Source organism: Photobacterium alginatilyticum (assembly GCF_009910675.1).
Lineage (GTDB): Bacteria > Pseudomonadota > Gammaproteobacteria > Enterobacterales > Vibrionaceae > Photobacterium > Photobacterium alginatilyticum.
Map to the genome: position 1 here is coordinate 92543 of NZ_RSEJ01000012.1, position 16547 is coordinate 109089.

At 53.5% G+C, this 16547-nt stretch carries 12 protein-coding genes; 7 read left to right on the plus strand and 5 right to left on the minus strand.

The genetic code is table 11. The features are described 5' to 3' along the window. The first annotated feature begins 41 nt into the window (after positions 1 to 41). Complete coding sequence (locus tag EIZ48_RS12870) at positions 42 to 1715, plus strand: ExeA family protein (RefSeq protein WP_160651957.1); 1674 nt, start codon at positions 42 to 44, stop codon at positions 1713 to 1715. Then, positions 1715 to 2605 (plus strand): general secretion pathway protein GspB, encoded by an 891-nt coding sequence (locus tag EIZ48_RS12875; RefSeq protein WP_160651960.1) that lies wholly within the window; start codon positions 1715 to 1717, stop codon positions 2603 to 2605. The genes EIZ48_RS12870 and EIZ48_RS12875 overlap by 1 nt, the downstream gene beginning before the upstream one ends. 69 nt (positions 2606 to 2674) lie before the next feature. Here the strand turns inward: EIZ48_RS12875 and EIZ48_RS12880 are convergent, their stop codons facing one another. From EIZ48_RS12880 to EIZ48_RS12890, 3 genes are all read right to left on the minus strand, one after another. Then, positions 2675 to 3292 (minus strand): TIGR04211 family SH3 domain-containing protein, encoded by a 618-nt coding sequence (locus tag EIZ48_RS12880; protein WP_160651963.1) that lies wholly within the window; start codon positions 3290 to 3292, stop codon positions 2675 to 2677. 114 nt (positions 3293 to 3406) lie between these two features. After that, complete coding sequence (locus EIZ48_RS12885) at positions 3407 to 4675, minus strand: inorganic phosphate transporter (protein WP_160651966.1); 1269 nt, start codon at positions 4673 to 4675, stop codon at positions 3407 to 3409. A 32-nt stretch (positions 4676 to 4707) separates the two neighbouring features. Then, positions 4708 to 5388 (minus strand): TIGR00153 family protein, encoded by a 681-nt coding sequence (locus EIZ48_RS12890; RefSeq protein ID WP_075763561.1) that lies wholly within the window; start codon positions 5386 to 5388, stop codon positions 4708 to 4710. 184 nt (positions 5389 to 5572) lie between these two features. On the opposite strand from EIZ48_RS12890, the gene EIZ48_RS12895 reads away from it, so the two are divergent. Then, positions 5573 to 7087 (plus strand): CYTH and CHAD domain-containing protein, encoded by a 1515-nt coding sequence (locus EIZ48_RS12895; protein ID WP_160651969.1) that lies wholly within the window; start codon positions 5573 to 5575, stop codon positions 7085 to 7087. Positions 7088 to 7135: 48 nt separating this feature from the next. Here the strand turns inward: EIZ48_RS12895 and EIZ48_RS12900 are convergent, their stop codons facing one another. Beyond that, on the minus strand, positions 7136 to 7921 hold the full coding sequence (locus EIZ48_RS12900) for a potassium channel family protein (protein WP_160652080.1): 786 nt from the start codon (positions 7919 to 7921) through the stop codon (positions 7136 to 7138). Positions 7922 to 8123: 202 nt separating this feature from the next. On the opposite strand from EIZ48_RS12900, the gene EIZ48_RS12905 reads away from it, so the two are divergent. The 3 genes from EIZ48_RS12905 to hldE all read left to right on the plus strand — a co-directional run bounded on the left by EIZ48_RS12905 (position 8124) and on the right by hldE (position 14232). Beyond that, entirely contained in the window at positions 8124 to 9725 is a 1602-nt protein-coding gene (locus EIZ48_RS12905) for a methyl-accepting chemotaxis protein (protein ID WP_160651971.1), read from the plus strand. Positions 9726 to 9866: 141 nt separating this feature from the next. Beyond that, positions 9867 to 12716 (plus strand): bifunctional [glutamate--ammonia ligase]-adenylyl-L-tyrosine phosphorylase/[glutamate--ammonia-ligase] adenylyltransferase, encoded by a 2850-nt coding sequence (glnE, locus tag EIZ48_RS12910; protein ID WP_160651974.1) that lies wholly within the window; start codon positions 9867 to 9869, stop codon positions 12714 to 12716. An 85-nt stretch (positions 12717 to 12801) separates the two neighbouring features. Then, complete coding sequence (gene hldE, locus EIZ48_RS12915; RefSeq protein WP_075763565.1) at positions 12802 to 14232, plus strand: bifunctional D-glycero-beta-D-manno-heptose-7-phosphate kinase/D-glycero-beta-D-manno-heptose 1-phosphate adenylyltransferase HldE; 1431 nt, start codon at positions 12802 to 12804, stop codon at positions 14230 to 14232. Positions 14233 to 14350: 118 nt separating this feature from the next. Here hldE and tolC read toward each other — a convergent pair whose 3' ends face one another. After that, positions 14351 to 15634, minus strand: a complete 1284-nt coding sequence (tolC, locus tag EIZ48_RS12920; protein ID WP_160651977.1) for an outer membrane channel protein TolC — start codon at positions 15632 to 15634, stop codon at positions 14351 to 14353. A gap of 252 nt (positions 15635 to 15886) precedes the next feature. On the opposite strand from tolC, the gene nudF reads away from it, so the two are divergent. Then, positions 15887 to 16525: an ADP-ribose diphosphatase gene (gene nudF / locus EIZ48_RS12925; RefSeq protein ID WP_160651980.1), complete on the plus strand. Its 639-nt coding sequence runs from the start codon at positions 15887 to 15889 to the stop codon at positions 16523 to 16525. The last annotated feature ends 22 nt before the right edge of the window (positions 16526 to 16547 follow it).

Sequence of the window (16547 nt, forward strand, 5' to 3'; positions counted from 1 at the left end):
CAGAACTAGTATTATTCTAATCTGGAACAAGAGTATCAGGCATGTACAAGGATTTCTTCGGGATCGGTGAGTCCCCCTTTTCAATTGTACCCAGCGCTCGCTTCCTTTATCTCAGCGAGCGCCACAGAGAAGCGTTAACCCATATGTTGGCCAGCTTATCCGGGGGCGGGGGATTTGGGCTGCTGACGGGTGAAGTGGGAACCGGAAAAACCACCGTATTGCGGGCACTGGTGGCTCGTCTGCCCCAGGAAACCCAGGTTGCGATAATCCTGAACCCGGCATTATCAGCCCATGACTTGCTGGCCACTATTTGCGACGAGCTCGGCGTCTGCTATCCGGACGATGCCAGCTACAAGGTTCTGACTGATCGGATATACCAGCATTTGCTGGCCAACCATAGCGAGGGCAAGCAAACCCTGCTGCTGGTCGACGAGGCGCAGCACCTGATGCCGGATGTTCTCGAGCAGCTCCGCTTGTTGACCAACCTGGAGACAGACAGCCGCAAACTGTTGAAAGTGGTGCTGGTCGGTCAGCCAGAGCTGCAACAGTTGCTGCAACAGGAGCGACTGCGCCAGCTGGCGCAGCGGATCACCTCTCGTTACCACCTGTTGCCGCTGACGGCGGAAGAAGTGGATGAATACATTAACTATCGCCTGAGAGCTGTTGATTGCCTGTATGCCGTGTTTGATCCGGCGATGACGCGCCAGATCGCCAAGGCAACAAACGGTATTCCGCGCCTGATCAACCTGGTGTGCGACAAAGCCATGCTACTTGCCTGCCAGCAGGCAACGCATCAGGTTAACAAGGCGATAGTCAGCCAGGCCTGTGAGGAGGTGCTGAGCTGGCAGTTGCCAACGGCTGACAGGATGAAAGTGAATACCGGCGGCAGTGGCAGCCGGGTTGCTACCTGGGGAGGTGCCCTGATACTTGGCGGGGTGCTCTCTGCCGGTCTGTGGTATTGGCAAGGACAATCTCTGGTATCACCGGTGGCTGTTGCCCCTGCAGTATCAGAAGCCCAACCATCAGTTGCTCAGCCAGAGCCTGCCGCAGTGGCTGTTGCCCCTCAGGTTCAAGTGGCTAAGCCGGAACCGGTGGTGCTCGACCTGGCCGCCAAATGGCAGCAGTTGATGGAGCAGAGCCGCTCAGAGCGCAAGGCGATGCAAACCTTATATCGTCTGTGGGGCTACGAAACGCATCTCAACCAGGCGAACTGCGAAACCAGTCAGCGAGTCGAGCTGAGCTGTCATCAGGGTAAGATCAGCCTGGAGCAGCTCAGTATTATCAATAGGCCTGTTATCGTGCCGTTGCAGGAAGCCGGAAAGCCGCTCTTCTATGCCGTGGTATATGCCCTGGGTCAGGACAGTGTCGAGTTGCTATTGGGCGAAGAGCGCATTGCGGTAAGCTATGACTGGCTAGAGCAGCGTTGGCAGCAAGAATACACCTTGTTGTGGCGGCCTCCTCTGGGAGACAAGACCACGATTCGCTATGGCCAGCAGGGGCCGCGGGTTGTGTGGCTGAATCAGCAACTGAGCTTGTTGCTGGGCGAGAAAATCACCCGGGACGATCGGTTTGATCAGGTGCTGCTGGATAAGCTTCGCCGCTTTCAGCGGGCTCAGGATCTGAGTGCGGACGGCATTGCCGGGCCCCGAACCCTTATGGTCATTGATTCGGCGTTGAACTTGCCGGGACCGACGCTGCAACCGGAGAGAAGTTAATGTCCAATTTGCTCAATGCTATTGCCCAGTCTGATCAGCAAAATCAGCTGCAGCCTTCGTTGGCGAACAGGCCTGTCCGCCAAGCGGCGGGAGCCCGCCGTGTGCCGTCATGGCTGTTGCCTGCCGTGCTGGTGCTAACACCGGTTGCGGCAACGCTGGCATACATGCACTACACCCACTCCTCCTCTTCGGTCGCTGTTATGCCTCTTCGGGAAACCAGAAGCGCGGAGGCTGTGGCTACAGCATCCACACCGGTTGTCGTGACCGAGCCGCAGGTTGTAAGAGCGGAACCTGTCTTGCCGGCAGCAACTGAGCCTAGCCATCTGCCACAGATACTGGGTGAGGGAGAATCGCAAATCCGTTTCTTGCCATACCCTGAGCTGCGAACCGAGCCGTTACCGTCGCTAAATCGCCAGTTGGCCAACCAGACGCTTGCTGTACCGCTGAGTTCAGGACGGGCGGGAGGCAACGTCGAGGAACCAAAGATTATCTCCTCTGAGCCTAGAGAAGCGGAATGGGGGCTGGACGGGCTCGATTATTCGGAGCTATCACCGCAGCTTGCGCAGCAGTTGAAGTCTGCGATTGCCGCGACGGATAACTTGCCGGTTGATATTCCGCCCGAGCCGGAGGAAATTGCAGCGCCCGTTATTGAGGCCGTGGCACTTGGCGAGTTGCCGGCTTCGGTACAAAACCGCATTCCGCCGCTGAATTTTGAAACCCATATTTACTCGTCGGTTGCCAACAGCCGCTGGGTCAAGGTGAATGGCCGCGAGGCCTTCGAGGGGGACGAGATTGCACCGGGGGTGGTGCTGCGTCGGATAGAGCCGAGACAGGTCGTATTTGACTTCGAATCCTACCTGATCGAAATGCCAGCTCTGTCGGAGTGGTAAAAGGGAGTACCGGAGATAAAAATGGCAGCCAGAGGCTGCCATTTTCTTCGTATGTTATTGATTCAGTGCTTATGCCCAGCCGTTGTTACGCTTGCGACGGCGCGGGATCAGGTGCGGCAGGATCAGGCCAAATAGCAGGCCAGCTCCGGCGACCATACCGCCGTAGGTGAACCACTTCATCAGCAGGTCATCTTTCTGGGTATCAATCTTGGCGCGCAGCTCACGAATTTCAGTCTGTGAGGTCATCAGCTGCTCGTTTAGCTGGCTGTTTTGCGATTCCAGCTCGGTAATTTGCTCGGTGCGCATTTGCAGCGAGTTTTGCAGGCTCTTGGTCTTTTCATCACCGGACATCTGGGCATCCGCCAACGCCGCTTTTACTTCTGTCAGCTCTTTTTCAAGCGCAGGCAGACGTTCTTTCAGGCCAACCTGACGAGAAATTAAATCAGAGTTCACCCAGCCGGTACGGCCGCGGCTGTCGGTAATTTTGCTAAAGCCATTTTCCTTGTTGACTTCGAGCAAGGTGACTTTGGTGCCTGCATTGACACTGCCCATAATACGGAACTGTGTACTAGGGCCGCGGTGCATATAGGTAAACAGGTCGTCAGAAATGTAACGAATCTGTTCAGCTTTCGCCGGCAGGGTTGCCGCGGCGCAAGCGAGTAATAAGATGCTGATTAGATGCTTCACAATATGATCCTTGAGGAGCCTGTATTCTTTAAGAGCACAAATACTAAAAACTTTGTCCTTCGGGTGCAAGAAAAGAGGGAGGCAAAGCCTCCCTCTTTTGAACCTGTACCACTTTTAGCCAAAGAATGCTTGCATCGCGTAGAAGAAGATGACAGCAAGCAATGCCCCGGCAGGAAGGGTAACAACCCATGAAGCCACAATGTTACGGACCACACCCAGGTTTAGGGCGGCAATACCACGTGCAAAGGCAACGCCGATCACACCACCAACCAAGGTTTGAGTTGTTGAGATAGGCAGGCCTGTACCCGATGCCAATACAACCGTTGATGCAGTAGCCAACTGAGCGGCAAAGCCACGGCTAGGTGTCAGTTCCGTAATACCGGTACCGACTGTCGCCATTACTTTGTGGCCCATCGTTGCCAGACCAATGACGATACCGACACCGCCCAGCGGTAGGATCCACCATGCGATCGTACTTTTCGCAGCAAGTTCGCCCATATGCTCAACCGTAGAAACAACAGCAGACAGTGGGCCAATTGCATTGGCAACGTCATTAGAGCCGTGGGCAAATGCCATTGCACAGGCGGTAACCACCATTAGCAGGCTAAATACGCGTTCAACACCGGCATAGCCATTGCTATCAACAGAGCTACCATCATCAGTGTATTTCTTGCTGATGTAGATATAGCCGAAAATCATAACAACAGTAGAAACAGCTACTGCGGCCATCCATGCTTCACCACCCGTAAGGTGCAAGCCGACGTGTTTCAGACCTTTCTTGATTGTTACCAACGCAATGACCATCGCTGTGATAAACATATAAACAGGTACGAAACGCTTGGCATTCACCAGCGGGTTATCAGTATCAAAGATTAAACGTTGGGCACTGATAAAGATCACATAGGCAAAGAAGCCAGAGATCAGAGGGGTGATAAGCCAGCTACCGACGATACCTTGCACCGAAGACCAGGATACAGACTCAGTCCCTGCAGACACACAGGCAAAACCGATAATAGCACCGATAATTGAGTGTGTTGTAGATACAGGCCAGCCCATATAAGACGCGAGCAGAAGCCATGTACCAGCTGCAAGAAGTGCAGACATCATGCCGTAAACCAGTACTTCTGGTTGATCGGCAAAAAATGACATATCGACAACACCTTTACGGATGGTGTCTGTTACTTCACCACCTGCAAGGTATGCACCGGCAAACTCAAAAATCATCGCGATGATAATTGCTTGTTTTACCGTTAGCGCTTTTGACCCTACTGAAGTACCCATAGCATTGGCAACATCATTTGCACCAATACCAATCGCCATCAAAAGACCAAAGATAGCCGCCACCATGATAATCATGGTGCCGTAGTTAGCCAGGATTTCCATTGTAAAACCTTGTTTTTGTTACATTCTCTCGCTTATGAACGCGATAGCATGATTTCTAGTCGCGAGCCGACACGTTGTGCCTGGTCAGCGATACCGCCAACCCACTCGAGAATTTTGTACAGGAACATCACATCCACCGGACTGTGTTGGTCTTCGATGGACATCAGTTGTTGACGTAATTGGATCTGCAAGGTGTCGGTATCATCTTCGATGACATCAAGCTGATTAATCATTTCAGCAACCAGCGTCACCTCTCTGCCCTTGAAGCCTGTTTCCAGCAATTCATCCAGCTCGTTAATAACACGGTTGGCTTGATTTGCTGCATCGAGGCAACGTTGAACATAGGCAACGAAATCCGGGTACATTTCGGCAGGAATTTGCAGCTGACGACCCAAGACACGACCAGCGATATCTTTGGACAGGTTAGCAAGCTTATCCTGTTGGGTAAGGAGGCCTAGCATGTCGGTACGATCGACAGGCATGAAAAGACCACGAGGAAGTTTCAGGCGGATCTCACGCTTCAACACATCCGCATCTTTCTCAAGTTGCGAGATCTGTTCACGTAAGTTCGATGCTTTTTCCCAATCTCCGGCATGACATGCCTCGAAAAAAGGAACAAGCAATTCGCAACACTCATTTACACGAGTAACATGACGTTGCAGCGGTTTGATTGGGGATTTAGCAAAGAGCCCCATAATTGTATTTACTGGCATAGCCGATCAACCTAAAGAGCGCCTAAAGAGGCTAATTCTTGAGCGATGGTCACAGAGGCGCGCATGTTAACTTATAAGTTAGTATAGGGGAACCACTTTTGATCAAGGTTTTGTCGATATTTCATGCTTGCCCCGGAAGGCAATTGCAAATATCCTTGGTTTGCCACTGTTTATAGGTATAACTATGGAAACCGAGATAGAACTGAAGTTTTTCGTCTCACCAGAATTTTCGAGTCAATTATTACGCAAAATATCTGAAGCGAAAATACTGCAGCAAAGTAGTCGAATGCTAGGCAATGTCTACTTCGACACCCCAGACCAAATTCTTCGCCAGCACGATATCGGCCTGCGGGTCCGTCGTTTTGATGATGTATTTGTTCAAACCTTGAAAACAGCAGGACGGGTGGTCGCAGGACTGCACCAGCGTCCGGAATACAATGCTGAAATCAATGGTACCGATCCTGATCTCTCCCTGCATCCTGTTGATGCCTGGCCGGAGAGTGTTAATGTTGCTGACGTCCAGCAGCAGCTAGCCCCGTTATTCTCAACCGATTTCGAACGCCAGCAATGGCTGGTTGCCATGCCAGACGGCAGCCAGGTTGAACTGGCCTTTGATCAGGGTGAAGTCAGCGCCGAAGGGCAGACCACGCCGATTTGCGAGGTCGAGCTGGAGCTGAAATCCGGTCAGACGGATGCGTTGTTTACCCTGGCCCGTGAATTGTGTGCCGAGGGCGGAATGCGCCTTGGCAACCTGAGCAAGGCGGCGCGAGGCTATCGCCTTGCTGCCGGTTACCAGGGGGATCAGGTCACGGCGCTGCCGTTTGTCCCTGTCCGGAGTGGCCAGAATGTTGAGTCGGTCTTTGTTAATATCCTCGAGCATGCGCTCGGACACTGGCACTACCACGAACAAATTTTCGCTGAACGCCAGGAATTGCCTGCTCTGTATCAGATCCATCAGGCGTTGACCCTGATCCGTCAGACACTGGTGATCTTCGGTGGAATGATCCCGCGCCGCGCCAGTGCCTTGGTACGCCAGGAACTGCAGTGGCTGGAAGGCGAGCTTGACTGGCTGGGCGAGTTTGCCAGTATTGAACAGTTGCTGGCCGACAAAGGCCATGTCCTGAAGAAGCTCAATGCGCGCAAGGTACTGATGAAGCAGCTACAGGCAAGGCAGCAGACGTTGCCTGAAGTCGAAGAAATGATGCAGTTGCTGGAGTCATCCCGCTACTGTGGCCTGCTGCTTGATCTCAGTCGCTGGATTTTGAGCCGCGGCTGGCAGCCGTTTCTTGATGACAAGTCGCGTGAGCGCCTGGCCGGTGATATCAAGCCGTTTGCCGATAATGTGCTGAACCGCTCGTGGGAAGAGCTGGCTGATGTGTTTCCGGCTGAGCGCCAGCTGAACCGTATTGACTATCTTGATCAACAGCCGCGCCTGAACCGTAATCTGTTGAGCGGCCTGTGCTTCGCCGAGTTGTACGACGAAGAGAAGCGTGCCGGTTTCAGAATGCCGTGGCTGGACTTGTTGCGTGGTATGGAAGATTTGCAGCAGATGGAGCCAATCAGGTTGTTGCTGGATCAGCAGGATGACGACGATCGCTGCCAAATCGAAAAATGGCTTTCGCGTAAGGAAGAGTCACTGCTTCATGCCATGGATCAGACCCGTCAGATAGGGATCGAGCTGGCACCATACTGGCCGTAAAGCTGATTGGCTACTGACGTTCAAACGCCTCGCAATTGCGGGGCGTTGTTATATGGTACGTCTTTCGCGCTGATCGCTTTTGGCATCGAGCCGCTGTTCCAGATCATCGATACGCTTTAGCAGCAGTTGCTGGCTGGCCAGCATTTGCTGCCATTCCTCTTCATGCCGGGCGGCATCCTTTTGCTGTTGTTTTTCAGGATCGGAAATCAGCGAGCTGACCAACCCTGCCACCATACCGAACAAGCCAACCCCGCAGAGAATGATAACGGCTGCAAGAATTTTCCCGAGTGTGGTGACCGGGAAATGATCGCCGTAGCCTACCGTCGAGATAGTAACAAATACCCACCAGAGTGCATCGCCGGCAGAATGGATGTTGGATTCGGGATCATTGCCTTCCAGCATTAGTATCATTGCCGAGCCGACCGTGACCAGGATGGTCAGGAGCAGGAAAATGGTGGCAACCGTGGCCTCGCGACGATTACTGCGAATATGGTTGAAAATATGATGGCTGGATCTTAGCAGCCGGATGACACGGAAGATCTGGACGATACGGGCAAAGCGGAGTGCCTCGATAACCGGAATGCTGGCAATAAAGTCGGGCCAGTGGTGTTTGAGGTAGTGCACTTTGTGATTGCTGCGCACGAGATCCGTCAATAACTGACACCAGAACAATAGGCAGATGAACGAGTCAACGCCCACAAATAGTGTGTAAACCCTGTCGGTTTGCGGAATAAATATTAAGCTGGTCACAATCGCAAGCGATATGAACGAGAGGACCAGTGCCATCAGGCTCATCGGATTGAGTTCATGTTTGACCGCGTCGATCTTTTTCATCATTTAATTTCCGCAATTGCCTGCCGACCTATAGAATATCAGTTATTGTTTTGAGCATAAAAATAAATCATAGCCGACTGCGGGGTGGGCAGTTTGGCCGGGATTTATTGCTCGAAGTGATGGCAGGCATTGGAGCAATAGCCTCCTCACGGAAGTCGTCATTATTTCCGGGGCTAGCATAAAAATTAAATGGAGATTCCAAATGGCAAAGATGGTTTTCAAACCCTGGGAAAAGGGACTGACCAATATTCGGCTCGTGCCGAAGCTGGTGCTGTTAATGGTATTCAGTACCGTTTTGCTGATCGGAAAGCAGTTATGGGATGCAAACACTTTTTATCAGTCGGTAGTCAGCATTCAGCAGGACCGCTCTCAGGAGCTGGCGGAAGCGAATGCGGCGATGCTGACAACGTTTTTGGCTCAGGGCGAGGCAGGAAAAGCCCTGGCAGAACAGGCGATAGCCGCTCAGTCGAGTAGCTGGGACCACGGAGCGTACCTCTACCTTGTCGAGCGCGACAACGGCAAGCTTCTCGGGCATCCCGAGGCTAAAACAATCAACGGGCTGACGGCCTCAATGGAAAACGGCAATAGCCTGTCTGGCTTTCTGAGTCAGTTTTCAGGGGCGGGCAGCCTGGTACTGAGTAACCAGGAGCGCTTTGAGTATGCCGTCGAGCTGCCAGAGTGGAACTGGCTGGTTGTTGCATCACAGTCGGCGTCCGAGGCCGAAGCGTATTACAACGATTACCTGGTACAGGTTGCCTGGCAGACTGCACTGATGATTGTGTCCTTTGTGGTGATTCTGCTCGGCGGCTCTAGCACTATGCTGCGCCAGACCCGCTATCTTGCGGACAACATTCAGCTGCTCGCTGCGCGTAATCTGTCTCAGCCGATTGAGATGGATTGCCGCGATGAGTACGGCGACTTGGCCCGCGAGCTGGAAAAAACCCGGATACAGCTGAAGGATGTGATCCACAACCAGCGTGACGCGGCTGCCGAGCTGTCGGGTCTTGCCGAAGTCATGTCGATCAGCATGATGGAGACCAAGGAATCGGCGCAGGAAGAGTTCAGCGAAGTTGACCAGCTGGCCTCGGCGATGAGCGAGATGACCTCGACGGTCCAGACCGTGGCTGATCATGCCCGCGAAGCGTCGAATGCCACCGAAGGAACCTCAGAGCAGGCGACTCAGGGGCAGCAGTTCGTTTCGCAGACTATCGGCACTATCAACCAGCTGTCGCAGGATATCAGCCAGTCGGCGAATGCGGTGAACCAGGTTGAGGAGCGTGTCGAGCAAATTGGCAGCGTGATTGTCACTATCCAGAGTATCTCCGAGCAGACTAACTTGCTGGCACTGAATGCAGCTATCGAGGCGGCGCGTGCCGGTGATGCCGGCCGAGGTTTTGCCGTTGTTGCCGACGAAGTGCGTAATCTGGCCCAGCGTACCCAGCAGGCCACGGTCGAGATCCAGGAAATGATCTCGCTGCTGCAAAATAGTGCCCAACAGGCTGTTGGCCTGATGGAGCAGAGTGTGGTGGAAGCCGCAGAAGGGGTGGATCTTGTAACCAACGCCGGGGGCGAGCTGGACAAGATCGTTGACCAGGTCCAGCGTATCAATGATATGAACTTCCAGATTGCATCCGCTGCCGAGCAGCAGAGTGCGGTGGCCGATGAAATGAGCCAGAACCTGACCAATGTTCGCGAGCTGGTGGAAGCCTCTGTGGTGGTAGTCACCGAGCTGACGGAAACTTCGGAGACGATGCAGAACCATGCGACAGAGCTGGAAGGCAAAATCCAGGCCTTTCATGTCTGACGACCACTTGTAAACGGCTGCCACGTTTCCGGAACGTGAGCCAGGTAACTGACAACGCCCGCTAACTAGCGGGCGTTGTGTTATGTTATTGCTAATAAGCATTTAATCCGCTTTGCCAGGGAATTGAATTAAGGAATCGAGATGAACCAGCCTGCTCCGTTGATCACCGCCGCCGACAAAGCCATCGAAAAAATTCAGAGTGCTCATTCTGAGCCGCTGGCCCAGTGGCCCGTGGAGCGCTTGCCGGAGCTGCGGCAGGTGCTTGGTTGCAGTGATTTTGTTACCGCATCGCTCGTACGGGATGGCCAGCTGCTGCCCTGGCTGGCAGATCATGTTGATGATACAGAGCACGCCAGCCAGTATCGCCAGCTTCTGGCTGACAAGCTGGCTTCAGCGACCGATGAGAACAGCCTGATGCGTTTGCTGCGTGCCTTTCGCCGCCAGGAGATGGTATGGATTGCCTGGCGCGATTTCACCGGCAAGGCATCTCTGAGCCAGAGCCTTGATCACCTGTCGCAGCTGGCTGAAGCCCTGATTATGGAAGCCTATTACTGGCTGTATGCCCAATGCTGCAAGGAGTGGGGCACCCCGATGAATGCTCAGGGAGAGGCGCAGCCAATGCTGATCCTCGGCATGGGCAAGCTCGGTGGTGGCGAGCTGAACTTTTCCTCGGATATTGATCTGATCTTTACCTATCCGGAAAACGGCGAAACCGAAGGCGGACGGCGTAGTCTGGCCAATGCCCAGTTTTTTACCCGCCTGGGACAGCGATTGATCAAGGCACTGGATCAGCAGACATTTGACGGTTTCTGCTACCGGGTCGATATGCGGTTGCGTCCGTTTGGGGACAGCGGCCCGCTAGTGATGAGTTATGCGGCACTCGAAGATTATTACCAGGAGCAAGGGCGGGACTGGGAGCGCTATGCGATGATCAAAGCGCGGGTGATGGGACGAGAAAGCTTCAGCCAGTATCAGGAATTGCGCCAGATGTTACGGCCTTTCGTGTTCCGTCGCTATATCGACTTCAGTGCCATCCAGTCGTTGCGACGTATGAAATCGATGATCAGCAGCGAGGTCCGCCGCCGTGGCCTGAGCAACAATATTAAGCTGGGAGCGGGCGGGATCCGTGAAGTTGAGTTTATTGCTCAGTCGTTTCAGTTGATCCGCGGCGGACGCGAGCCCAGCCTGCGCCATCGCGGGCTGCTTGAAACTCTTGCGGCAATGAAGCAGCTGGCCTTGTTGCCGCAAGAGCAGGTTGCCGACCTTGAACAGGGATATAGCTTCTTGCGCCGGCTGGAAAACTTGCTGCAGGCGATCGACGACAAGCAAACTCAGACCTTGCCGGACAAAGTGCTGGACCGGCACCGTCTGGCCTTTGCGATGGGGTATGATGACTGGGACGCGCTGCAGGCGGCAGTCGACAGTCATATGGGCGCGATTCATCAGGTCTTCGAGAACATTATCGGGTCCGAGGAAGAAGAGGTCCACTCTGCTGCCGATGCCCAATACCATGAAATGTGGGCCATGGTGAAAAATGAGGAGGTCGTGCTCAGCATTCTTGACGAGCTGGCGGCCTCTGACGGCGCCAGTCAGGCCAGTACGCTATTGGGAATGAAAGCTGAATTGTCCAAGCGTACTCTGGGTCCTCGCGGCCGGGAGGTACTGGCAAAACTGATGCCGGAGGTCTTGGCGCGCATTGTGCCTCGCCCGGATGCTGCGCAGGTTCTGGCCCGGGTGACCAAACTGATTGTCCGGGTGGCAACCCGGACGACGTATCTTGAGCTATTAAGCGAGCACCCGGCCGCACTGGATCAGCTGGTCCGCCTGTGTGCGGCCAGCCCTATGGTCGCTGAGCAGCTGACGCAATACCCTATTTTGCTCGACGAGCTGCTGGATCCCCAGCACCTCTATAATCCGACACCGCTGGATCAGTATCAGTATGAGCTGTACGAGTACCTGGCCCGGATCCCGGAAGAGGATATGGAACAGCAGATGGAGGCTATTCGTCAGTTTAAGCAGGCGCAGCTGTTGCGGATTGCCGCCGCCGATATAGCCGGCGCACTGCCGCTGATGAAAGTCAGCGATCACCTCACTTACCTGGCCGAGGCGATTATCGGGGCGGTGGTCAACCAGGCCTGGCTTCAGATGGTCGAGAAGTATGGTGAGCCTTCCCACCTGCAGGAGCGTGACGGCAAGGGCTTTGGCGTGTTGGGATACGGCAAGGTCGGCGGCTGGGAGCTGGGATATGGCTCTGATCTGGATCTGGTGTTTCTCCATGACTGTCCGGCCAATGTCTATACCACCGGTAAAAAGGAAATTGACGGCCGCCAGTTCTACCTCAGGCTGGCACAGCGGATCGTCCACCTGTTCTCAACCCGAACCTCTTCCGGTGTGCTGTACGAGGTCGATGTACGTCTGCGCCCGTCCGGTGCATCCGGGCTGCTGGTCAGCACCATGGAGGCTTTTGCCGAATATCAGCAGCAGGAAGCCTGGACCTGGGAGCATCAGGCACTGGTGAGGGCGCGTATGGTGTATGGTGACAGCCCGCTGCAGCAGGCTTTTGCCAAGGTACGGCAGGCTATTTTGATGCAACCTCGCGAAACGGCGGCCTTACAGCAGCAAGTGGTGGAGATGCGCCATAAAATGCGTGAGCATCTTGGCAGTAAGAAAGCCGGGATGTTTGGCCTCAAGCAAGATGAAGGCGGGATCACGGATATTGAATTTATTGCCCAGTATCTGGTCTTACAGCATGCCAGCGGCGAGCGGGCCCTGACCCGCTGGTCTGATAACGTTCGTATTTTCGATACGATGGCCGAGTGCGAGATCCTCAGTATTCAGGATGTACAGGCGCTTAAGCTGGCCTATTGCCATATGCGTGATGAAATTCACCGTCTCAATTTGTTGGGCCTGTCGGCGTATGTGCCTGACGATCAATTTGTTGCCGAGCGTGAGGTGGTACAGCAGGTTTGGCAACAGTGCCTTCAACAGTAAAGGCGATGAAAGGTAAACAGCCCCGAGGCTTTGTGATAGTATTTCTCGGTTTTTTCTTCTCAGTTTTTCTACCCCGGAGATAATAATGAAACTGACTCTTCCTGATTATGATCAAGCAGGTGTTTTGGTTGTTGGTGATGTCATGCTAGACCGTTATTGGTATGGACCAACCGGGCGTATCTCGCCTGAAGCGCCTGTGCCTGTTGTTAAGGTCGATCAGATCGAAGAGCGCCCGGGCGGCGCGGCTAACGTGGCAATGAATATTGCAGCCTTGGGAGGTCATGCTCGCCTGGTTGGCCTGACGGGGATAGATGAGCCGGCGAAAGCGCTGAACGAAAAACTGTCGTCGTTGGATGTTCGCTGTGATTTTGTCTCCCTGCCGGATTACCCGACTATTACCAAGCTCCGGGTAATGAGCCGTGGCCAGCAGCTGATCCGCCTCGACTTTGAAGAAGGGTTCCATGATGTTGCGGCTGATATGATCCTGCCGCGCCTGGAGCAGTCGCTGCCAAATGTCAAAGCGATGATCCTGTCTGACTATGCCAAAGGCGCACTGGAGCATGTCCAGGCAATGGTTCAAATGGCCCGCAAGGCTGGCGTGCCTGTGATGGTCGATCCGAAAGGGACCGATTTTGAGCGCTACCGCGGTGCTACCTTGCTGACACCGAACCTTTCAGAATTTGAAGCTGTGGTAGGCAAGGTCAATACCGACGATGAGCTGGTTGAAAGAGGCTTTGGCCTGATTGAGCGATTTGAGCTTGAGGCGCTGCTGGTCACGCGCAGCGAGCACGGTATGACGTTGCTGCAAAAAGGTCAGGAACCTCTGCATATGCCGACACTGGCGCAGGAAGTCTATGACGTTACCGGTGCCGGTGATACGGTGATCTCGGTATTGGCGGCATCGCTGGCAGCGGGCAAATCACTGTCGGATGCCTGTAAGCTGGCCAATGCGGCTGCCGGTGTGGTCGTTGCCAAGCTGGGTACCTCGACGTTGTCAACCATTGAGCTGACCGAGGCTATTCATGGTAGCCAGGACAGTGGTTTTGGTGTGATTGCCGAAGCCCAGCTTAAGCAGGCCGTTAAGGCAGCCAGAGCACGTGGCGAGAAAGTTGTCATGACCAATGGTTGTTTTGATATTCTGCACGCCGGCCATGTTGCCTATCTGAATGAAGCGGCAAAACTGGGCGATCGCCTGATTGTGGCGGTTAACTCGGATAGCTCGGTACAGACTCTGAAAGGACCGGGCCGACCGGTTAACCCTGAAGATCGTCGTATGGCTGTATTGGCCGGGCTTGGTGCCGTTGACTGGGTGGTGCCGTTTAGCGAAGAAACGCCGCAGCGTCTGATCAGTGAAATCCTGCCAAGCCTGTTGGTTAAAGGTGGTGACTACAAGCCGGAAGAGATTGCCGGTGGTAAGGAAGTGGTTGCCGCGGGTGGCGAGGTAAGGGTACTGAATTTTGAGGATGGCTGTTCAACGACAGAAATCATCGAAGCTATCCGTGGCGGTCGCGGGTAATAGGGCTGTCGCCATAACATTGCTCGAACTTGGCAAAGTACAGCATCTTATAGATAACAAAAAGCGCCATCCGAGGATGGCGCTTTTTTAATGGGGTTTATACCTATGATTGAGCCGGTTATTTGGCTGCCATCAGGCCGGTATTGACGTCCACAACGTCTTGCTCGTTGAGGGAGCCGACAGCCTGTTTCAGTCTTAGCTGGTTCAGGATGTAGTCATAGCGAGCATTGGCAAGCTGACGGTTGGCATCGTACAGACGGCGGGTTGCATCCAGTACGTCAACGATAGTACGGGTACCGACATCAAAACCGGCTTCGGTCGCTTCAAGTGCAGACTTGGCAGAAATCACTGACTGCTGGTAAGCACGAAGGGCGCCGATAGAGGCGTTGATGTTGTTGTAGAAGGCGCGGACATCCTTGACTACACTGCGGTAATCTTCTTCTAGCTGTTCGCTGGAAGAGACGTAGGAGAACTGCGCCTGCTTGACTTCAGAGGTCACGCGGCCACCGGTGTAGAGCGGCAGTTTCAGGTTGATGCCGGCATTTAGCGTACCGTCATCGGTGGTTGGGAGCTTGTCGTCATAGCTGTAACCGGCATCGAACGACAGAGTCGGCAAGTGACCGGATTCAGCAAGTGAAATCTGATCGCGGGCGATGTCTTGTGAAATGCGCGAGGTCAGCAAGCTGAGGTTTTCGGTTTCGGCATCTTTAATCAGCTCAAGTACCTTGCCTTGCGGGCGGCTGGCCGAGAAGCGACCGGTATCCAGGATGCTCAGATCGGTATGCTCCTGGCCGGTGATTTCACGCAGCCCCTCATAGCTGTTGGTCAGCTCATTTTCTTTCAGGATCTCATCGGCCAGTACGCTATCGTACTGAGCCTGGGCATCGTGCACATCGGTGATTGCCGACAGGCCAACTTCGAAGCGCTGTTTGGTCTGCTCAAGCTGACGACCGACCGCGGCTTTTTCGGCGCGGACAAACTCAAGGTCATCCATGGCGCGCAATACTGCAAAGTAAGCATCGGAAACACGCAGGATCAACGCTTGCTGAGTGGTCGCGTATGCGGCGTCTCGCTGACGAGCCTGTTTCTCTGTGATGTCTAGGCTTACCCAACTGGAGCGATTATAAAGTGACTGGCTTAGCGTCAGGCCACCATTGAAGCCATCGGTATCACCGTCCATGCGTGATACGTTGTAGCCTGCTGCTAGGTCAATTTGAGGCAACAGTGCACTACGGGATGAATTAATCGCTTCAAATGCTGCGTCTTTATCGGCTGCAGCACGAAGCAGCTGAGGATCATTTTGTTTGGCTTGTTGGTAGATATCGGCTAAATCATCAGCCAGTGCTGCCTGGCTGAAACTGCCAAGCGCAACGCTAATAATAAGCGGAAGCAATTTTTTCATGGATGCCTTTCCTGGTCCTGACAAAAAAAAGAGATCAAAGCAATCAGTCTATCCGAAGAAACCTTGCCTGAAACTGATCATTGTTCATTTTTACTTAGTTTTACGCTGTTTACTTAATCATATGTGATTGTAATCTATCCAACTACAAAATTGGACTTAAATAAAATCATAATATTTGTCATAAATGTTGAATTAAATCATTGCTGCCAGCCATTTTGAATGAAAAGATATAGAGCAAAGGGAGAAAACATAATGAGTAACGAGTTGCCTTCAGGCTCTGCGCCGGATGTTTATAGCAAAGATGATGTTGAAGTTTTGTCGACGGAGACGCTGTATCAGGGATATTTCAGCATGGTGAAATATCGTTTTCGCCATAAACTTTTTGCCGGAGGCTGGAGCGAGCCGCTTGAACGGGAGTTGTTCGAGCGTGGTCATGCCGCTGCTTTGTTACCTTATGATCCAGTTGAAGATAATGTTGTGTTGGTCGAACAGTTTCGAGTCGGCGCTATGGCGGCAGATTGCTCGCCCTGGCAGCTGGAAATTGTGGCCGGCATTATCGAGCCGAACGAGACCGCCGAGAATGTGGTGAGTCGCGAGGCCGTAGAGGAAGCTGGCGTGACAGTGACCCAGCTGGAAAAAATTACCCGCTATCTGTCGAGTTCCGGTGGTTGTTCCGAAATGCTTGATGTCTTTGTCGGCCGTGTTGATAGCACCAAGGCCAAGGGGATTCATGGCCTGGCCCATGAAGGGGAAGACATTCGGGTGCATGTGGTCTCTCGACAGGAAGCATACCAGTGGATTGAATCTGGTAAAATTGAGAATGCAGCCTCAATCATTGCGCTACAATGGTTGCAGCTAAACTATTTAAGATTACAGGCTCAGGCTCAATAACCAGTCCATTGGTTTAAGGACA